The organism is Variovorax sp. JS1663, from assembly GCF_002157355.1.
Classification (GTDB): Bacteria; Pseudomonadota; Gammaproteobacteria; order Burkholderiales; family Burkholderiaceae_C; genus Variovorax.
On sequence record NZ_LYMK01000082.1, the window covers coordinates 1 to 18,782 of the forward strand.

Sequence of the window (18,782 nt, forward strand, 5' to 3'; positions counted from 1 at the left end):
CTGCTCTTCTTCATGTCCGTTCTTCCTCTGACAACGGACTCTACTAACCTTCAACTGGTACGCCCTATGGGGAGCAGGTCAGTGCAGCGCCTGCAGCCTCCAACGGGTGCGGCTGCTCCAGCACGCGGAGGACGGAAGCATCGTGAGTAGCCGGCTCGAGCATGCGCTCTTCACCTGCACACTCGGCGTCGAGGAGTCGAGGAACTCCAATCGCGGCTCGATCGGATTGCGCAATGCGCTCGGCAGTATCTGCTCGCTCAGCGAAGGGATGGAACCGAACTGCATCTCCAGTATTCGCGCGAAGCGGCGCCGGAACTCCGTGCACTCTGATAGATCCCGGTCTTGGACCGAAACGGTTGGGCCATGAACGAGCGTCGGCGTGAAGTGGATGCGCCGGCGATTCTATGAAGCTGAAGCGGAAGTGCCATGGGTACCTGCTTGGTGTACCAAACCAAGAGGCAAGCGAAGATCCAGAAGCAAGAAAGCCCTTGATTCCGTCAAGAATCAAGGGCTTAGCGATCTGGTGGCCTGGGGCGGAATCGAACCACCGACACGCGGATTTTCAATCCGCTGCTCTACCAACTGAGCTACCGGGCCTTGGTGTGCAGCCTGCGATTATACAGTGCCTCGGCGCCCTCTCGACAGGTCGACGCCAAGTTGCTTGAGCTTGCGATAGAGATGGGTTCGTTCGAGGCCGGTTTTCTCGGCCACGCGGGTCATCGACCCGTTCTCCATCGCAAGGTGGAATTCGAAATAGGCCTTCTCGAAACCGTCGCGCGCATCGCGCAGCGGCCTATCCAGGTCGAAGCTCTGCATGGCCTGCGGGCCCGTGTCAGCCGCCGGCCCCTGGGGCATGGCGGGCACCAGTGCGCTTTCGCCCGAAGTGGTGACAACGGTGGCCAGGTTGTTCGATGCCGCCGGCACCACGCTGGCGGCGGCACGTCGCGCGTTCTCGCGCGCCAGACCCTGCTCCACCGCCTTGAGCAGTTTCTGCAGGGTGATGGGCTTCTCGAGGAAGGCAAAGGCGCCGATACGGGTCGCGTCGACCGCGGTGTCGATGGTTGCGTGGCCGCTCATCATGATCACCGGCATGCTCAGCAGGCCGGCGGTCGACCATTCCTTGAGCAGCGTGACGCCGTCGGTGTCGGGCATCCAGATGTCGAGCAGAACCAGGTCGGGCCTGGCCCGCTGCCGGGCGGCACGGGCCTCTGCCGCGTTCTCCGCGAGCTCTACGTTATGGCCTTCGTCGTTCAGAATTTCGAAGAGCAGGTCCCGAATGCCCAGCTCGTCGTCGACCACGAGGATGTTTGCCATGAATGCTTGGTGTTATGCGCCGGAAATGGGTTCGCTTGTGGGTCCACCGCCCCGCATGCCAATGCTCAGGCGACAGACGGCGTCGAATCTTTGGCGTGAGCGAGCGCTCCCTGTGGCCCGACAGCCAACGCGAATGATAACGAGACTTGCGCGCCAGCCACAGCCCCGTCGACGAGACGATTGGACAGTTCGATCCGTGCGCCGTGTTCGTCGGCGATCTTCTTGACCACCGCGAGACCCAGCCCGGTACCCTTGGTCTTGGTCGTGACGTACGGCTCGAAGGCGCGCTTGAGGATGTTCTCGGCAAAGCCGGGCCCGTTGTCTTGCACGGTGAGCCGCACGCGCTGGCCCGAATCGGCCAGCCGCGTACGAATGACGACCTCGCCCCGCCGCCCGCTGCCATGGGCTGCGGCCTCGGCAGCGTCCTGAGCGTTTTGCAACAGGTTGTGAACGACTTGCCGGATCTGCTGCGCGTCGGCGCGTACCGGCGGGCAGCGCTCGTCAAGCTCGCAATGCAGCGCAATGGGGCCATTCTCGGCGCCGTAGAGGTGCAGCACGTCGGCGACCAGCGCGTTGAGGTCCACCGGCTTGAGGTCAGCCGCCGGCAGCCGCGCGTAGTCGCGGAACTCGTTGACCAGCCGCTTCATCGCGTCGACCTGGTCGACGATGGTCTTGACCGACTTGGCCAGCACCGCGGCCTCGGCCGGTGCGACCTTGCCGCTGAGCTTCATCTCGAGACGCTCGGCCGACAGCTGGATCGGCGTGAGCGGGTTCTTGATCTCGTGCGCCAGCCGCCGCGCCACTTCGCCCCAGGCCTGGGCACGCTGGGCCGACACGATCTCGGAAATGTCGTCGAACACCAGGAGCCGCGCCTCGCCCGGCAGTTGCGCGCCGCGCGCCACGATGTTGACCGCGTCCTGCGACAGGCCCTCGCCGCTGGCGTGCAGCTCGAAGGCATGCTGCCAGTGGTCCAGGCCGTGCTGCAGGTGCTCGATCTCGAAGTCGTCGAACTGCTGCTGCACTGCCTGCCCGAACTCGGCCAGGCCGGGCACGTCGACCAATTGCTTTCCCTCGTAGGCGGCGAGCGGTGCGCGCAGCACGCGGGTCGCGCCCGGGTTGGTGGAGAGGACGACGCCGCGGGAGTCCAGCACGATGACGCCCGAGGTGAGGTTGTCGAGGATGGTCTGCAGGTTGGCGCGCGCCGCGTCGAGCTCGCCCAGGGTCTTCTCGACAGCGGCCCGCGCCTCGGCAAGCTGCTGGGTCATGACGGCGAATGAGCGCGTGAGGCCGCCGAGCTCGTCCTTGCCCTGGACCACCGCAGTGGGCCGCAGGTCGCCGCCGGCCACCTGGCGCACGCCATCGGCCAGCACCAGCAGCGGCCGCGCGAGCTGTGTGCCGAACAGCACGGCGAGCAGCACGGCGCCGAACACGGCGAGGAAGAGCGTCAGCGTCAGCGTGCCGATGTACATGCGGCGCAGGCCCTCGCGCGCGATCGCCCTCTCCTGGTACTCGCGATTCGCCTCCTGCACCGCCAGCGCATTGGCCACCACCGCCGGCGGCAGCGGCTGCGTGACCTGGAGGAAGCGCGGCTCCGTGTTGAAGTCGAAGCCCGGCCGCTGCACCAGCGCAATTGCCCGCACGCTGGCCGGCGGCGGCAGCGTGGCGCCCGGGGTCGGGCTCTCGTCCAGGCCCTCGATGTGGGAAATGACGCGATCGACCCGAGCCTGTCGCAACTGCTGCGACGTGGGCCGCTCGGGATTGAGCTGGAAACGCGAGGCCCCTGCGCCGGCGATCAACTGGCCGGTGCCGGTCCAGAGCACCACGTCGGTGGCCCCGAGCTGGTCGCGGATGCGCTCCAGCACCAGGCCCGCGCTGGCGTCCGGCACATCGGCGAGCTGCCCGCTCGCGCCACGCACTTTGCTGACCAGATCGTCGGACAGGGAATCCAGCGTAGCGCGGCCGAGGTTCAGGCCGGCATCGAGCGCGCCCTCGACCTTGACGTCGAACCAGCTCTCGATCGAGCGCGCCACGAACTGATAGGACACGACGTACACCAGCACGCCCGGCACCACGCCCACCAGCGCGAAGATGGCGGCCAGCTTGATCAGCAGGCGGCTGCCGAACTTGCCCTGGCGCAGGCGCCGCAGCAGCCGAAAGGCGACCCAGCCGATCACCAGCACCAGCACCACCGCCACCACCACGTTGACGCCGAACAGGCGCGCGTAATTTCGCTCGTAGAGCACCCGGTTGTTGGTGGACTGCGCAAGCAGGAACATCAGCACGAGCCCGATCGCGGTGACCAGGAAGGCGCCCACGCCGAGAGCCCAGCGCCGTGCCCGGGCGCGGCTGGCGGCCCTGGCTGCGTCCTCACCGGCGCGAGAGTCCTTGCTCACTTCATCTTCTCCAGAGGCAGGCGTGCGCTGCGCTCGACGGAGATGTTCCAGTCGGCGTGGCCGACCACGCCGATCTGGAAGGGCCGCGGCAGTTGGGAGGTGTCGAGGCGGAAGCGGAAGGTCACGGGGTGGAGCCCCTCGTCGCCGATCTCGGAGATGTCCCCCAGCCGCAAGCGGGCCACGCGCCGCACGCCCTCGAGCGCTTCCGCAAGGGTATCGAAGTTCTGGTTCAGCGACACGCCGAAGCCGGAATTCGTGATCGGCACCGGCGAGACGTTGAGGCGCCAGCGCCGCGTGAGCGGCTGGTAGGCCAGGCGCATGTGGCGCGCGGCCTGCGCCACCCGCAGGTCGGTCCAGTACCAGCGCTCGCGGAACAACTCGGCCTCGGCGACGAAATAGATCGAGATGCCCTTTTCGAGCACCTCCTCGACCAGGTTCGGCAACTCGAATTGAACCTGCGCATTGAGGTAGACGCCGTCGTCCGCCTGCTCCAGCCGCATCTGGCTGACCGATGCCCCCTTGGACTGCGCCGGCGCCGTTGCAGGCCAGCAGACCAGGAGCCAGGCCAGCACGAGCAGGACCGCCAGCCAGCCGGCGCCGCGCGATTCAAGGGGGCGGCTGTTTTTCGAGCAGGGCGTAGAAGAAACCGTCGTGGTCACCCAAGGCATTGTCCGGGACGCCGTGGGCAATCTCCCCGCTTTGCGGCAGCAAATGCCCCGGCGAGGGCAGCAAAGCGGCGTCGGTGTTGTGTGCAAGGAACGCATCGATCTGGTGCGCGCCCTCTTCCCGGAAAACCGAACAGGTGCAGTAGAGCAGGCGCCCACCCGGCCGGACCAGGGGCCAGAGCGCGGCGAGCAGCATGGCCTGCTGGAGCGCGAGCTGCTCGGTGTCGCTTTCGCGCCGCAGCCAACGCACATCGGGATGCCGGCGCACGATGCCCGAAGCTGTGCAGGGCGCATCGAGCAGGATGGCGTCGAAGGCCCGGCCGTCCCACCAGGCCTCGGGCCGGACGGCGTCGGCCACGACGACACGAGCGGCCAGGCCGAGCCGGCCCAGCGTCTGGTCGATCCGCCGGCTGCGCGCGGCATCGACCTCGAGGGCGATGAGCTCGATCGCGCCAGGACCGGCCAGTTCCAGCAGGTGCGCCGTCTTGCCGCCCGGTGCCGCGCACGCGTCGAGCACGCGCAGGGGCGCACCGCCCGGCGCGGTGCCGAGCAGGCCATCGAGCAGGAGTGGCGCAGCCAGTTGGGCCGCCGCATCCTGGACCGAGCAGGCGCCCTCGGCGAAGCCCGGCAGCGCCTGCACCGGCCTGGCGCGCTGCAATTGCAGCCCGCTCGCCGCCACCGGCGTCGCCTGCAGCCCCTCGGCCGCCAGGGCCGCCTGGTAGGCCGGCCGGTCGCTCCAGGCCGGATTGACGCGCAGCGTCATCGGCGCCTGCGTGTTGTTAGCGGCAAGCACGCGCTGCCAGTCGCGCGGGTGGTCGCGCTTGAGGCGCTCGATCCACCAGCGCGGATGGTTCCACTGCGCGACCGGCTCGCGATCGGTGGCGGCGACAAGGTCCTCGCGTTCGCGCAGGAAGCGCCGCAGGCAGGCATTGACGAAGCTGGCCTGGGCGCGCGTGCCAGGATTGCGCTTGGCCGCCTCGACCGCCTGGTCGACGAGGGTGAAGGGCTCGTAGGGCGCCAGTTTGGGGTCCCAGGCCAGCGCCAGCGCGGTGCACAGCAGGGCATCGGCGGCCGGCGGCGGGGTGCGCTTGGCCAATTGCCGGCGCAGGGCCTCGGCCCGGCCGAGCCGGCGCAGCACCTGGAAGCCCAGCGCCTGGACGCCGGGCCTCTGGTCCGGCGGCACGGCGTCGAAGGCCACGGTGCCGGACACGCCACCACGGATCGCGGCCAGCGCGACGGCGGTGAGCTGCAACTGGCGCCAAAGCGGTGGCGCAAAGGGCTGCGATGCGGCGATGGGATCGGAAGAGTCTGCCAACTTGGAGTCGATGATGAGGGAGTGCGATGTCAGCGCAAAGGCGCTGCCGGTCGCAACTGCATGATCCACGCCACCAGCAGCGCCGGGAACTGGGCGATGGCCGTGTTGTACTGGTGCACCGCCTGATTGAACTGGCTGCGCGCGATCTCGGCCGCGGCCGAGGGTTCCGGCCACGCCATGGGGACCGCGCCGGCGATGAGTTCCTCCCGTCCGCCGAGGGGTGCGGGCCGGGACAGCGTGCCATCGGCCTCGAAACTGACCACCGCATCGGGATACAGCCGCTGCCAGGCGCCCAGCATCACGTGCAGCGCCGTTCCCAGCGCGGCGATGCCGGCCGGGTCCAGCGGCTTGAGACGCGTGGCGGCCAGCAGCGTGATCAGTTGGCCGGCGGACGCCTGCAGCGAAGCGTCCGCCCCATGGCCGGATACGGCAGCCTGCGCCGGCGGCACGTCGGCCGACCGCGCCTGCACGAAATCGAGCTGCCGCACCAGCGCGGCGTCGAGCGCCGCATAGGCCTGCAGCGCCGCCGAGCGCAGCCGCACGATGCGGTTGTATGCGCCGACGAACCAGAAGAGCACCACGGCCCCCACGATCCACCACGGCCACGATTCGGGAACGAAGCTCATCGCGGGAGGCAGAAAAAAGCCCCCGATCCGCGGGCGGAAAGGGGGCGTGGGAGACCGGTCATGCCGGCGATGCTAGCCGGTTATTCGGTCGCGGCGCCTTCGCTGGCATCGGCCGTGCTCGCATCCTCGGTCGTCGTGGACGTGGCGCTGCCGGCGAGCTCGGCGGCTTCCGCCTCGGCGATCGCGCGGCGCTCGGCCTCGTCCATCGCGTCCTTGGCCTTGCGCGCCTGGTGATAGGCCATGCCGGTGCCCGCGGGGATCAGGCGGCCGACGATGACGTTTTCCTTCAGCCCGCGCAGCTCGTCGCGCTTGCCCATGATCGCGGCTTCGGTCAGCACGCGCGTCGTTTCCTGGAAGGACGCGGCGCTGATGAAGCTGTCGGTCGAGAGCGATGCCTTCGTGATACCCAGCAGCAGGTTGGTGTAGGTCGCGGGGATCTTGTCCTCGGCGCGCAGGGCGTCGTTGGTGTTCAGGATCTCGCTGCGTTCCACCTGCTCGCCGGCGATGTAGTTGGTGTCGCCCGGGTTCTCGACCACGACGCGGCGCAGCATCTGGCGAACGATCACCTCGATGTGCTTGTCGTTGATCTTCACGCCCTGCAGGCGGTACACGTCCTGCACCTCGTCCACGATGTAGCGCGCCAGTTCCTCGGAGCCCAGCAGGCGCAGGATGTCCTGCGGATCGGCCGGGCCGTCGACGATCGACTCGCCCTTGTTCACCACCTGGCCTTCGTGCACCAGGATGTTCTTCTCCTTGGGCACCAGCTCTTCCCAGACCTTGCCGTCCGGATCGGTGATCTGCAGCCGCACCTTGCCCTTGGTTTCCTTGCCGAAGGAGACCGTGCCGGTCATCTCGGCCAGCATGCCCTTGTCCTTGGGCGAACGGGCTTCGAACAGCTCGGCCACCCGCGGCAGACCGCCGGTGATGTCGCGGGTCTTCTGGCCTTCGACCGGAATACGCGCCAGCACCTCGCCGGGACCCACGTCCTGGCCGTCGCGCACCTGCACCAGGGCGCCGACCGGGAAGCCGATCGTCACCGAGTGGTCGGTGCCGGGGATCTTGACCTCGCTGCCCGCGACGTCGACCAGCTTCACCTGCGGACGCACGACCTTGGCAGCGCCGCGGCGCTTCGGATCGATGACCACCAGGGTCGACAGGCCGGTGACTTCGTCGACCTGCTTGGCCACCGTGAGGCCTTCCTCGACGTTCTCGAACTTGGTGCGGCCGGCGAATTCCGTGATGATCGGGCGCGTCAGCGGATCCCAGTTGGCCAGCACGTGGCCAGCCTTGACCTGCTGGTCGGCCTTGACCGTCAGCGTGGCGCCGTACGGCACCTTGTGGCGTTCGCGCTCGCGGCCATGCTCGTCGTGGATGATGATCTCGCCCGAGCGCGCGATCACCACCAGCTCGTTCTTGCTGTTGGTCACGTAGCGCATCGTGGCGTTGAAGCCGATCAGGCCGTTGGACTTGGCCTCGACGCTCGACGCCACCGCCGCGCGCGACGCCGCACCGCCGATGTGGAAGGTCCGCATCGTCAGCTGCGTGCCGGGCTCACCGATCGACTGCGCCGCGATCACCCCGACCGCCTCGCCGTTGTTCACCAGGCCGCCGCGGCCCAGGTCGCGGCCGTAGCACTTGGCGCACAGGCCGAAGCGGGTGGCGCAGGTGAGCGCGGTGCGCACCTTGACCTCGTCCACGCCTTCGGCTTCCAGCGCCTCGATCGTGTCCTCGTCCAGCATGTCGCCGGCATTGGCCAGCACGGCGCGGGTCTCGGGGTGCAGCACGTCCTCGGCCGCGGTACGGCCCAGGATACGTTCGCGCAGCGACTCGATGACTTCACCGCCCTCGACAATGGCGCGCATGACGGTGCCGTCGGCGGTGCCACAGTCCTGCTCGATCACGACCAGGTCCTGCGTCACGTCGACCAGGCGACGCGTCAGGTAGCCGGAGTTCGCGGTCTTCAGCGCCGTGTCGGCCAGACCTTTCCGGGCACCGTGGGTGGAGATGAAGTACTCCAGCACGTTCAGGCCTTCGCGGAAGTTCGCGGTGATCGGCGTCTCGATGATGGAGCCGTCCGGCTTGGCCATCAGGCCCCGCATGCCGGCCACCTGCCGGATCTGCGCAGCAGAACCGCGGGCGCCCGAGTCGGCCATCATGTAGATGGAGTTGAAGGACTCCTGCTCCACTTCCTTGCCGTTGCGGTCGGTGACCTTCTCCTTCGACAGCTTGGACATCATGACCTTCGACACCTCGTCGCCGGCCTTGCCCCAGATGTCGACCACCTTGTTGTAGCGCTCGCCGGCCGTGACCAGGCCCGAGACGTACTGCTGCTCGATCTCCTTCACTTCCTTGGCCGAGCGGTCGATGATCCCGTGCTTCTCGGACGGCACCAGCATGTCGTCGATGGCGATCGAGATGCCGGCCTTGGTCGCCAGGCGGAAGCCGTTCTGCAGCAGCTTGTCGGCGAAGACCACGGTCTCCTTCAGGCCGCATTTGCGGAAGGAGGCGTTGATCAGGCGCGAGATTTCCTTCTTCTTCAGCGCCTTGTTGATGTTCGCGAAGGGCAGGCCCTTGGGCAGGATCTCCGACAGCAGCGCGCGGCCGACGGTGGTGTCGACCAGCGAGGTGCCGGGGGTGAATTCGCCCGTTTCCTTGTCCTTCGTGTACTCGGTGATGCGCACGCTCACCTTGGCGGTGAGCTCGACCACGCCGGCGTCGAGCGCGCGCTGCACTTCACCGATGTCGGAGAAGATCAGGCCCTCGCCCTTGCCGTTGATGCGCTCGCGCGTCGTGTAGTACAGGCCCAGCACCACGTCCTGCGAAGGCACGATGGAGGGCTCGCCGCTGGCCGGGAACAGCACGTTGTTGGAGGCCAGCATCAGCGTGCGGGCTTCCATCTGCGCTTCCACCGACAGGGGCACGTGCACGGCCATCTGGTCGCCGTCGAAGTCGGCGTTGAAGGCCGCGCAGACCAGCGGGTGCAGCTGGATCGCCTTGCCTTCGATCAGGATCGGCTCGAAGGCCTGGATGCCGAGTCGGTGCAGCGTCGGTGCGCGGTTCAGCATCACCGGGTGCTCCTTGATCACCTCTTCCAGGATGTCCCACACCACCGGCGTGCCGGATTCGACTTCCTTCTTCGCGGCCTTGATGGTGGTCGCGATGCCCATGGCTTCCAGGCGCGAGAAGATGAAGGGCTTGAAGAGCTCGAGCGCCATCAGCTTCGGCAGGCCGCACTGGTGCAGCTTGAGCGTCGGGCCCACCACGATGACCGAACGGCCCGAGTAGTCGACGCGCTTGCCCAGCAGGTTCTGGCGGAAGCGGCCGCTCTTGCCCTTGATCATGTCGGCCAGCGACTTGAGCGCGCGCTTGTTGGCGCCGGTCATGGCCTTGCCGCGGCGGCCGTTGTCGAGCAGCGAGTCGACGGCTTCCTGCAGCATGCGCTTCTCGTTGCGCGCGATGATTTCCGGCGCCTTCAGTTCGAGCAGGCGGCGCAGTCGGCTGTTGCGGTTGATGACGCGGCGATACAGGTCGTTCAGGTCGGAGGTTGCGAAACGGCCGCCGTCCAGCGGCACCAGCGGACGCAGGTCCGGCGGCAACACGGGCAGCACGTCCAGGACCATCCACTCGGGCTTGATGCCCGACTTGCGGAAGGCTTCCAGCACCTTGAGGCGCTTGGAGTTCTTCTTGACCTTGACCTCGGAGCCGGTCAGGTCGCCGCGCAGCTTCTCGATCTCGCTGTCGAGCTCGATGCCCATCAGCAGGTCCTTGATGCCCTCGGCGCCCATCTTGGCGACGAACTCGTCACCGTATTCCTTGCGCTTCGCGTCGTAGTCGTCCTCGGACATGATGCCGAACTTCTTCAGCGGGGTCATGCCGGGGTCGGTGATGACATAGGCTTCGAAGTACAGCACGCGCTCGATGTCGCGCAGCGTCATGTCGAGCACCAGGCCCAGGCGCGACGGCAGCGACTTCAGGAACCAGATGTGGGCGCAGGGCGCGGCCAGGTCGATGTGGCCCATGCGCTCGCGGCGCACCTTGGTCTGCGTGACTTCGACGCCGCACTTCTCGCAGATCACGCCGCGGTGCTTGAGGCGCTTGTACTTGCCGCACAGGCACTCGTAGTCCTTGATCGGGCCGAAGATCTTGGCGCAGAACAGGCCGTCCCGCTCGGGCTTGAAGGTCCGGTAGTTGATGGTCTCGGGCTTCTTCACCTCGCCGAAGGACCACGAACGGATCTTCTCGGGCGAAGCCATGCCGATGCGGATGGCATCGAAATGCTCGTCCGGCGTGAATTGCTTGAACAGGTCGAGTAGCGATTTCATATGACTCTTTCCCCTTCTGTTACGAACGCTCGAGCTCGATATCGAGACCCAGCGAACGGATTTCCTTGACCAGCACGTTGAACGATTCCGGCATGCCGGCTTCGATCGAGTGTTCGCCCTTGACGATGCTTTCGTAGACCTTGGTGCGGCCCTGCACGTCGTCGGACTTCACGGTCAGCATTTCCTGCAGGACGTAGGAAGCGCCGTAGGCTTCGAGCGCCCACACTTCCATTTCCCCGAAGCGCTGGCCGCCGAACTGCGCCTTGCCGCCCAGCGGCTGCTGCGTGACCAGGCTGTACGGGCCGGTCGAGCGGGCGTGCATCTTGTCGTCCACCAGGTGGTGCAGCTTGAGCACGTGCATGTAGCCGACCGTGACCGGACGCTCGAACTGGTCACCCGTGCGGCCGTCGTACAGGTAGGCCTGCGTACGCGACGCGGTCAGGCCCTTGGCCTTGGCGATCTCGTCCGGATAGGCCAACTGCAGCATGCCGCGGATTTCCTCTTCCGAGGCACCGTCGAACACCGGCGTCGCGAAAGGCACGCCGGTCGCCAGGTTCCCGGCCATCTCGAGCACGTCGGCATCGCTCAGCTTCGCGAGGTCTTCCTTGCGGCCCGAGCCGTTGTAGAGCTTGTCCATGAACTGACGCAGCTCGGCCACCTTGGCCTCGTGCTGCAGCAGGTCGCCGATGCGCTGGCCCACGCCCTTGCCGGCCCAACCCAGATGCACCTCGAGCACCTGCCCGACGTTCATCCGCGAAGGCACACCCAGCGGGTTCAGGCAGATGTCGCAAGGCGTGCCGTCAGCCATGTGCGGCATGTCCTCGACCGGAACGATCTTGGAAACCACACCCTTGTTGCCGTGGCGGCCGGCCATCTTGTCGCCGGGCTGCAGGCGGCGCTTGACGGCCAGGTAGACCTTGACCATCTTGAGCACGCCGGCGGGCAGCTCGTCGCCCTGCGTCAGCTTCTTGCGCTTCTCCTCGAAGGCGAGGTCGAAGCTGTGGCGCGTCTGCTCCAGCGAGTTCTTGATCGACTCGAGCTGCGAGGCCACCTCGTCTTCCGCCGGGCGGATGTCGAACCAGTGGAACTTCTCGATCGAGGACAGGTAGGCCTTGTCGAGCTTGCTGCCCTTGGCCAGCTTGTTCGGGCCGCCGTTGGCGACCTTGCCGGTCAGGAGCTTCTCGATCCGGTCGAAGGCGTCGGCCTCGACGATGCGCAACTGGTCGTTCAGGTCGAGGCGGAAGCGCTTGAGCTCGTCGTCGATGATCTGCTGGGCGCGCTTGTCGCGCTGGATGCCTTCGCGGGTGAACACCTGGACGTCGATCACCGTGCCCTGCGAGCCCTGGTCGACGCGCAGCGAGGTGTCCTTCACGTCCGAAGCCTTCTCGCCGAAGATGGCGCGCAGCAGCTTCTCTTCCGGCGTCAGCGTGGTCTCGCCCTTCGGCGTGACCTTGCCCACCAGCGTGTCGCCGGGCTGCACTTCTGCGCCGACGTAGATGATCCCGGATTCGTCCAGGCGGTTGAGCTGCTGCTCGGCCAGATTCGGGATGTCGCGTGTGATTTCTTCCGCGCCCAGCTTGGTGTCGCGGGCCATCACCACCAGTTCCTCGATGTGGATCGAGGTGTAGCGGTCTTCGGCGACCACGCGCTCGCTGATCAGGATCGAGTCCTCGAAGTTGTAGCCGTTCCAGGGCATGAACGCGACCAGCATGTTCTGGCCGAGCGCGAGCTCGCCCAGGTCGGTCGAGGCGCCGTCGGCGATGACGTCACCCTTGGCGATCTTGTCGCCGCGCTTGACGATCGGACGCTGGTGGATGTTCGTGTTCTGGTTCGAACGCTGATACTTGATCAGGTTGTAGATGTCCACGCCGACTTCGCCCGCCGCCGCCTCGGCGTCGTTCACGCGCACCACGATGCGGGTGGCGTCGACGTAGTCGACCACGCCGCCGCGGGTGGCGGTGACCACCGTGCCGGAGTCGATCGCGGAGACGCGCTCGATGCCGGTACCGACGAAGGCCTTCTCGGGACGCAGCACGGGTACCGCCTGGCGCTGCATGTTGGCGCCCATCAGCGCGCGGTTCGCATCGTCGTGCTCCAGGAAGGGCACCAGCGAGGCGGCCACCGAGACGATCTGCGCCGGCGACACGTCCATGTACTGCACGCGCTCGGCCGAGACCAGGATCGACTCGCCGGTCTCGCGCGCCGACACCAGGTCGCCAGTGAGGCGGCCGTCCTTGTCGAGCGCGGCGTTGGCCTGCGCGATCACGTACTTGCCTTCCTCGATGGCCGACAGGTAGTCGATGTCGTTCGTGACCTTGCCGTCCGCCACGCGACGGTACGGCGTCTCGATGAAGCCGTACTCGTTCAGGCGGGCGTAGAGCGCCAGCGAATTGATCAGGCCGATGTTCGGGCCTTCAGGCGTCTCGATCGGGCACACGCGGCCGTAGTGCGTGACGTGCACGTCACGCACTTCGAAGCCGGCACGCTCGCGGGTCAGACCGCCGGGGCCGAGGGCCGAGACGCGGCGCTTGTGCGTGATCTCGGACAGCGGGTTGGTCTGGTCCATGAACTGCGACAGTTGCGAGGCGCCGAAGAATTCCTTCAGCGCGGCCGAGATCGGCTTGCTGTTGATCAGGTCGTGCGGCATCAGCGGCTCTTGCTCGGCCTGGCCCAGACGCTCCTTCACGGCCTTCTCGATGCGGGCGAGACCGGTACGGTACTGGTTCTCGGCCAGCTCGCCGACGCAGCGCACGCGGCGGTTGCCGAGGTGGTCGATGTCGTCCACTTCGCCGCGGCCGTTGCGCAGGTCGACCAGGATCTTCACGACCGCGAGGATGTCCTCGTTGGTCAGCACCATCGGACCGGTCGACTCGTCGCGGCCGACCTTGGCGTTGAACTTCATGCGGCCGACGCGCGACAGGTCGTAGGTGTCGGGGTTGTAGAACAGGCGCTGGAACAGGGCCTGCACCGCGTCTTCCGTCGGCGGCTCGCCGGGGCGCATCATGCGGTAGATGGCCACGCGCGCGGCGAACTCATCGGCGGTTTCGTCGATGCGCAGGGTCTGCGAGATGTACGCGCCCTGGTCGAGTTCGTTGGTGTAGATGCACTGGATTTCCTGCACGCCGGCGGCGCGCAGCTTCTTCAGCAGCGACTCGGTCAGCTCGTCGTTGGCCTTGGCCAGGATCTCGCCGGAGTCGGCATCGACGATGTTGCGGGCCAGCACACGGCCGACCAGGAAGTCTTCCGGCACGCTGATGTGCGTGGTTTCCGTCTGCTCCAGCTCGCGCGTGTGGCGCGCGGTGACGCGCTTGTCCTTCGCGACCACGACCTTGCCCGACTTGTCGGTGATGTCGAAGCGCGCGACTTCGCCGCGCAGGCGCTCGGAGACGAACTCCATCTGCGCGCCGCTGTCCATCAGGCGGAAGTTGTCGTTGACGAAGAAGTTGGCGAGGATCGATTCCGGGTTCAGGCCGATGGCCTTGAGCAGGATCGTCACCGGCATCTTGCGGCGGCGGTCGACGCGGAAGTACAGCATGTCCTTCGGGTCGAACTCGAAGTCCAGCCAGGAACCGCGGTAGGGGATCACGCGGGCCGAGAACAGCAGCTTGCCCGAGCTGTGCGTCTTGCCCTTGTCATGCTCGAAGAACACGCCCGGCGAACGGTGCAGCTGCGAGACGATCACGCGCTCCGTGCCGTTGATGATGAAGGAGCCCTTGTCGGTCATGAGCGGCACTTCGCCCATGTAGACCTCTTGTTCCTTCACTTCCTTGACCACCTTGGACTGCGGCGTCGAGGACTCGCGGTCATAGATGATCAGTTGCACCTTGGCGCGCACTGCCGACGCATAGGTCAGGCCGCGGGTCTGGCACTCGCGCACGTCGAAGGCCGGCTTCGCCAGGTTGTACTCGAGGAACTTCATTTCCACGAAGCCGTTATGCGACACGATCGGGAAGGCGGCGTCGAAAGCGGCCTGCAGGCCTTCCACGGTGCGTTTCTGGGGCGGGACACCCGCTTGCAGGAACGCGGTGTAGGCGTCCTTCTGCATCTGCAGCAGGTAGGGAATTTCGACGACGCTTGCGCGGTTGCCGAAATTCTTTCGGATGCGCTTGCGTTCGGTGTAACTGTACGTGGACGTTTGGGCCATGAGAGCTCCGGGCTTTGAGATCTTCAGCGACTTGTCAGCAGCGCTTTCGCGCCCCTGCTTGGCGGCTGGCCACTACCAGCCGTTGGCGGACGGCGATGCGTTGCACATCGCCCGAACCAAGGGGTCTTCTGCAGTCGGGGTCAGAAGACACTCAAAAACGGCCGGGAAACAGCGGTTTTTGGGTGCGCTCTGAAAGCGGCAAAGGCTGGAGGGCCTTCCGGCGCACTCCAGCCCTGCGGGAGAACCGAATTACTTCAGTTCCGCCTTGGCGCCGGCTTCGACCAGCTTCTTCAGCATGGCTTCGGCGTCGGCCTTGGCCACGCCTTCCTTCACGGCCTTGGGGGCGGCTTCCACCAGGTCCTTGGCTTCCTTCAGGCCAAGGCCGGTGATTTCGCGCACGGCCTTGATCGCAGCCACCTTGTTCGCGCCGGCGTCGGTCAGGACGACGTTGAACTCGGTCTTTTCCTCGACGGCTGCGGCGGCAGCACCGCCACCGCCGGCGGCCGGGGCGGCCATGGCTGCGGCGCTCACGCCGAACTTCTCTTCGATCGCCTTCACCAGATCGTTGAGCTCCAGGACCGTCATGCTGTCGAGAGCGGTCAGAAATGCGTCTTTATCGAATGCCATTTGGGTTTCCTAACAATTGGGTTGAAATTTTCAAAAGCAAGCTCAGGCTGCAGCCGGGGCTTCGGCCGGGGCTTCGGCCGCGGCCTCCGCCGGCGCTTCGCCACCGCCACGCTTCTCGGCGAGCGCGGCCAGGACACGGGCCGTGCGCGAGATCGGGGACTGCATCAAGCCCAGCAGCTGGGCCAGCAGCACTTCCTTGGAGGGGATGCTGGCCAGTTGCTTCACGCCTTCGACGTCCAGGGCCTTGCCACCGAAGGCGCCGCCGCGAATGACCAGCTTGTCGTTGGTCTTCGCGAAATCGGCCACCACCTTCGCGGCGGCCACGGCATCCTCGGAGAAGCCATAGATCAGCGGACCGGTCATCTGGTCACCGACGACTTCGAAAGCGCTCCCTGCGACAGCACGGCGTGCCAGGGTGTTCTTGAGAACACTCAGGGTCACACCCTTGCTGCGCGCATCGTTGCGCAGACGGGTCATGTCGGCGACCGTGATGCCACGGTATTCCGCCATCACGAGCGTTTGAGCTTTTGCGGCGAGGCTGGTCACGTCATTGATGACCGCTTCTTTCTCACTGCGATTCAGACTCAAGGTCTACTCCTTTTCAATGCATCTTTCGGTTTAGGGCCTCGGGATGCGCTTCATGCAGCGACCAACTGTTTCGGAAACGGATTCCTTGCAGCGGGATCGCCATCTGCGCTGGTGGCCTCGCGATGGAGAAGAGGCAATTGAGTGCAGGCCCTCCTGCACGCCAGCGGTCTTGGATGGCCCGGCCAGACGCTTGCACGCCTTGCCGACCCACCACATCGCCCCACCACCCTTGAACAGCCGGGGGGCAATCTCATCGGGCCCTGCCGCGGCAAGGCCCTTTTCTCATCTTCTTCAGCCCTGGGTCGAGATGGTCTGCATGTCCACGCGGACACCCACACCCATCGTCGACGACACGGCCACTTTGCGCAGGTACACGCCCTTGCTCGAGGCCGGCTTTGCCTTGACCAGCGCCTCGATCAGCGCCGAGAGATTGCCCTGCAGCTTCTCGGTGTCGAAGGAGCGGCGGCCGATCGTGCCGTGGATGATCCCGGCCTTGTCGACGCGGAACTGCACCTGGCCAGCCTTGGCGTTCTTCACCGCGGTGGCGACATCGGGCGTCACGGTGCCGACCTTGGGGTTCGGCATCAGGCCGCGCGGGCCCAGGATCTGACCCAGCGCACCGACCACGCGCATCGCGTCCGGCGCGGCGATCACCACGTCGAAGGGCATGTCACCGGCCTTCACCTGGGCGGCGAGGTCGTCCATGCCGACGATGTCGGCCCCGGCGGCCTTGGCTTCCTCGGCCTTGGCACCCTGGGCGAATACAGCCACGCGCTTGGTCTTGCCGGTGCCGTTGGGCATCACGACGGCGCCACGCACCACCTGGTCGGACTTCTTGGCATCGATGCCGAGCTGCACCGCCACGTCGATCGATTCATCGAACTTCGCGGTAGCGGCTTCCTTGACGATGCCGATGGCTTCGGTGAGCGGGTACAGCTTGGTGCTGTCGACCTTACCGGCGAGCGCCTTCTGCTTCTTCGTGATCTTGGCCATTTACACGCCCTCCACATTCACGCCCATCGAGCGGGCCGAGCCGGCGATGGTGCGGACCGCGGCGTCCAAGTCGGCTGCCGTCAGGTCCTTCATCTTGGTCTTGGCGATCTCTTCGAGCTGGGCACGCGTGATCTTGCCGACCTTGTCCGTGTGCGGACGGGCGGAACCCTTCTCGAGCTTGATGGCCTTCTTGATCAGTGTGATCGCCGGCGGCGTCTTGATGATGAAGGTGAAGCTCTTGTCGGCGAACGCGGTGATGACCACCGGCAGCGGCAGGCCGGGCTCGACGCCCTGGGTCTGCGCGTTGAACGCCTTGCAGAATTCCATGATGTTCAAACCGCGCTGGCCCAGTGCGGGGCCGATCGGCGGCGACGGGTTGGCTTTACCAGCTGGCACTTGCAGCTTGATGAAGCCGACGATTTTCTTCGCCATGCTTTTCTCCTTGCGGGTCTTAGCGCCTTGGCTTGTTCAGCCGCAGCTCCCCGGGGTTGACGACTCTCGAAACAAGATCCGGCGCCGAGTCGGGAAGCACCGGGTCCTCAAAAAATACTCAGGTCTTCTCGACCTGACCGAATTCGAGCTCGACGGGCGTCGCGCGGCCGAAGATCATGACCGAGACGCGCACCTTGCTCTTCTCGTAGTTGACTTCCTCGACCGAGCCGTTGAAGTCGGTGAACGGGCCCTCCTTGACGCGCACGAACTCGCCCACGGTGAACTCGACCTTGTGACGCGGCTTCTCGGTGCCCTGCTGCATCTGGCTGACGATGTCCTCGACTTCCTTCTGCGAGATCGGAGCCGGGCGGTTTTTCGCGCCGCCGACGAAACCCGTCACCTTGTTGGTGTGCTTCACCAGGTGCCACGTGTCGTCTTCCATGATCATCTCGACCAGCACATAGCCAGGGAAGAAGCGGCGCTCAGTGGTGCGCTTCTGGCCGTTGCGGACCTCGACCACCTCTTCCGTCGGCACCAGGATGCGGCCGAACTTGCCCTGCATGCCGGCGCGGTTGATGCGCTCGATGATGTTGCGCTCCACGGCCTTTTCCATGCCCGAATAGGCGTGGACCACGTACCAGCGGAAGTCCGGGTTGGCGGGGGGCGCCAGCACGGCGCCATCTTCAGGCTTCAACTCGACAGCGTCGTCAGTCATTATTTTCTCCAGCCCAGGATGAGATCGAAGAACACCCATTCGAGCGTCTTGTCGGTGAGCCAAAGGAAGATGGACATGACCACGACGAAGGCGAACACATAGGCCGTCATCTGGATCGCTTCCTTACGCGTCGGCCACACGACCTTCTTGACCTCGCGCCACGAATCGCGGCCGAAGGCCCACAACTGCCGGCCATTCTCGGAGCTCGCGAACGCACCGACGGCAGCCGCCAATCCCACGAGCAGGACGGCCCACTGCACGAGCACACCCTGGCGCGCTAGCAGATAGAACGCCACGATGGCGCCCACCGCCAGCACGACAGCCACAGCCATCTTGGCCTTGTCGGCGCCAGTGCTCACGGTTTCGATTTGAGAAGTGGCCATCTTGGGCAAATATTCCTGCGGCCTTGCGGCCTCTTCAATTCACGGCACCTTCCTAGACGCCGAAGCCCGTCAGGTCGTGACGGGCTTTTTTCGGAGCCACCTTCAGGTGGCAGGGGCAGTAGGAATCGAACCTACAACCTTCGGTTTTGGAGACCGACGCTCTGCCAATTGAGCTATACCCCTGTGGATCGCTTTAGACGTCCAGGATCTTCGCCACCACGCCCGAACCCACGGTGCGGCCACCCTCGCGGATGGCGAAGCGCAG

General features: G+C 66.0%; 13 protein-coding genes, 2 tRNA genes and 1 pseudogene. All 16 read right to left on the reverse strand.

Going from position 1 to position 18,782, the window contains the following annotated elements:
- Positions 1 to 521: 521 nt before the first annotated feature.
- Positions 522 to 597: transfer RNA gene (locus A8M77_RS33765), tRNA-Phe, on the reverse strand.
- Positions 598 to 615: 18 nt separating this feature from the next.
- Positions 616 to 1,314 carry a response regulator gene (locus A8M77_RS33770; protein WP_086925846.1) on the reverse strand — a complete coding sequence of 233 codons (699 nt, stop codon included), beginning with the start codon at positions 1,312 to 1,314 and terminating at the stop codon, positions 616 to 618.
- A gap of 65 nt (positions 1,315 to 1,379) precedes the next feature.
- Entirely contained in the window at positions 1,380 to 3,707 is a 2,328-nt protein-coding gene (locus A8M77_RS33775) for a sensor histidine kinase (protein WP_086925847.1), read from the reverse strand.
- Positions 3,704 to 4,276 (reverse strand): DUF4390 domain-containing protein, encoded by a 573-nt coding sequence (locus A8M77_RS33780; RefSeq protein ID WP_238137070.1) that lies wholly within the window; start codon positions 4,274 to 4,276, stop codon positions 3,704 to 3,706. Before A8M77_RS33780 ends, A8M77_RS33775 begins: the two co-directional genes overlap by 4 nt.
- A gap of 37 nt (positions 4,277 to 4,313) precedes the next feature.
- Positions 4,314 to 5,687 (reverse strand): 16S rRNA (cytosine(967)-C(5))-methyltransferase RsmB, encoded by a 1,374-nt coding sequence (gene rsmB / locus A8M77_RS33785; protein ID WP_238137069.1) that lies wholly within the window; start codon positions 5,685 to 5,687, stop codon positions 4,314 to 4,316.
- Positions 5,688 to 5,716: 29 nt separating this feature from the next.
- Positions 5,717 to 6,313, reverse strand: a complete 597-nt coding sequence (locus A8M77_RS33790) for a lema family protein (RefSeq protein ID WP_086925849.1) — start codon at positions 6,311 to 6,313, stop codon at positions 5,717 to 5,719.
- Positions 6,314 to 6,393: 80 nt separating this feature from the next.
- Positions 6,394 to 10,635, reverse strand: a complete 4,242-nt coding sequence (gene rpoC / locus A8M77_RS33795) for a DNA-directed RNA polymerase subunit beta' (RefSeq protein ID WP_086925850.1) — start codon at positions 10,633 to 10,635, stop codon at positions 6,394 to 6,396.
- Positions 10,636 to 10,654: 19 nt separating this feature from the next.
- Entirely contained in the window at positions 10,655 to 14,779 is a 4,125-nt protein-coding gene (gene rpoB, locus A8M77_RS33800) for a DNA-directed RNA polymerase subunit beta (protein WP_086925851.1), read from the reverse strand.
- 249 nt (positions 14,780 to 15,028) lie between these two features.
- Positions 15,029 to 15,406: a 50S ribosomal protein L7/L12 gene (gene rplL / locus A8M77_RS33805; RefSeq protein WP_086925852.1), complete on the reverse strand. Its 378-nt coding sequence runs from the start codon at positions 15,404 to 15,406 to the stop codon at positions 15,029 to 15,031.
- Positions 15,407 to 15,448: 42 nt separating this feature from the next.
- Positions 15,449 to 15,994, reverse strand: a complete 546-nt coding sequence (rplJ, locus tag A8M77_RS33810) for a 50S ribosomal protein L10 (protein ID WP_086925853.1) — start codon at positions 15,992 to 15,994, stop codon at positions 15,449 to 15,451.
- Positions 15,995 to 16,285: 291 nt separating this feature from the next.
- Positions 16,286 to 16,987: a 50S ribosomal protein L1 gene (rplA, locus tag A8M77_RS33815; protein WP_086925854.1), complete on the reverse strand. Its 702-nt coding sequence runs from the start codon at positions 16,985 to 16,987 to the stop codon at positions 16,286 to 16,288.
- Positions 16,988 to 17,419 carry a 50S ribosomal protein L11 gene (gene rplK, locus A8M77_RS33820; RefSeq protein ID WP_028252759.1) on the reverse strand — a complete coding sequence of 144 codons (432 nt, stop codon included), beginning with the start codon at positions 17,417 to 17,419 and terminating at the stop codon, positions 16,988 to 16,990.
- A gap of 118 nt (positions 17,420 to 17,537) precedes the next feature.
- Complete coding sequence (gene nusG / locus A8M77_RS33825) at positions 17,538 to 18,134, reverse strand: transcription termination/antitermination protein NusG (protein WP_086925855.1); 597 nt, start codon at positions 18,132 to 18,134, stop codon at positions 17,538 to 17,540.
- The gene (gene secE, locus A8M77_RS33830; protein ID WP_086925856.1) at positions 18,134 to 18,517 is read right to left on the reverse strand and encodes a preprotein translocase subunit SecE; all 384 of its coding nucleotides are present in this window, start codon (positions 18,515 to 18,517) and stop codon (positions 18,134 to 18,136) included. The genes nusG and secE overlap by 1 nt, the downstream gene beginning before the upstream one ends.
- A gap of 107 nt (positions 18,518 to 18,624) precedes the next feature.
- Positions 18,625 to 18,700: transfer RNA gene (locus A8M77_RS33835), tRNA-Trp, on the reverse strand.
- Between the two features lie 10 nt (positions 18,701 to 18,710).
- Positions 18,711 to 18,782 (reverse strand): annotated as a pseudogene (locus tag A8M77_RS35850) (elongation factor Tu); the annotation flags it as partial.

Excerpts from the sequence above, each read along its gene's own strand:
- rpoB (WP_086925851.1), bottom strand. The coding sequence starts at position 14,779 with ATGGCCCAAACGTCCACGTACAGTTACACCGAACGCAAGCGCATCCGA.
- rpoC (WP_086925850.1), bottom strand. The coding sequence starts at position 10,635 with ATGAAATCGCTACTCGACCTGTTCAAGCAATTCACGCCGGACGAGCAT.
- A8M77_RS33790 (WP_086925849.1), bottom strand. The coding sequence starts at position 6,313 with ATGAGCTTCGTTCCCGAATCGTGGCCGTGGTGGATCGTGGGGGCCGTG.
- A8M77_RS33770 (WP_086925846.1), bottom strand. The coding sequence starts at position 1,314 with ATGGCAAACATCCTCGTGGTCGACGACGAGCTGGGCATTCGGGACCTG.
- rplA (WP_086925854.1), bottom strand. The coding sequence starts at position 16,987 with ATGGCCAAGATCACGAAGAAGCAGAAGGCGCTCGCCGGTAAGGTCGAC.
- rplL (WP_086925852.1), bottom strand. The coding sequence starts at position 15,406 with ATGGCATTCGATAAAGACGCATTTCTGACCGCTCTCGACAGCATGACG.
- rplK (WP_028252759.1), bottom strand. The coding sequence starts at position 17,419 with ATGGCGAAGAAAATCGTCGGCTTCATCAAGCTGCAAGTGCCAGCTGGT.
- nusG (WP_086925855.1), bottom strand. The coding sequence starts at position 18,134 with ATGACTGACGACGCTGTCGAGTTGAAGCCTGAAGATGGCGCCGTGCTG.
- secE (WP_086925856.1), bottom strand. The coding sequence starts at position 18,517 with ATGGCCACTTCTCAAATCGAAACCGTGAGCACTGGCGCCGACAAGGCC.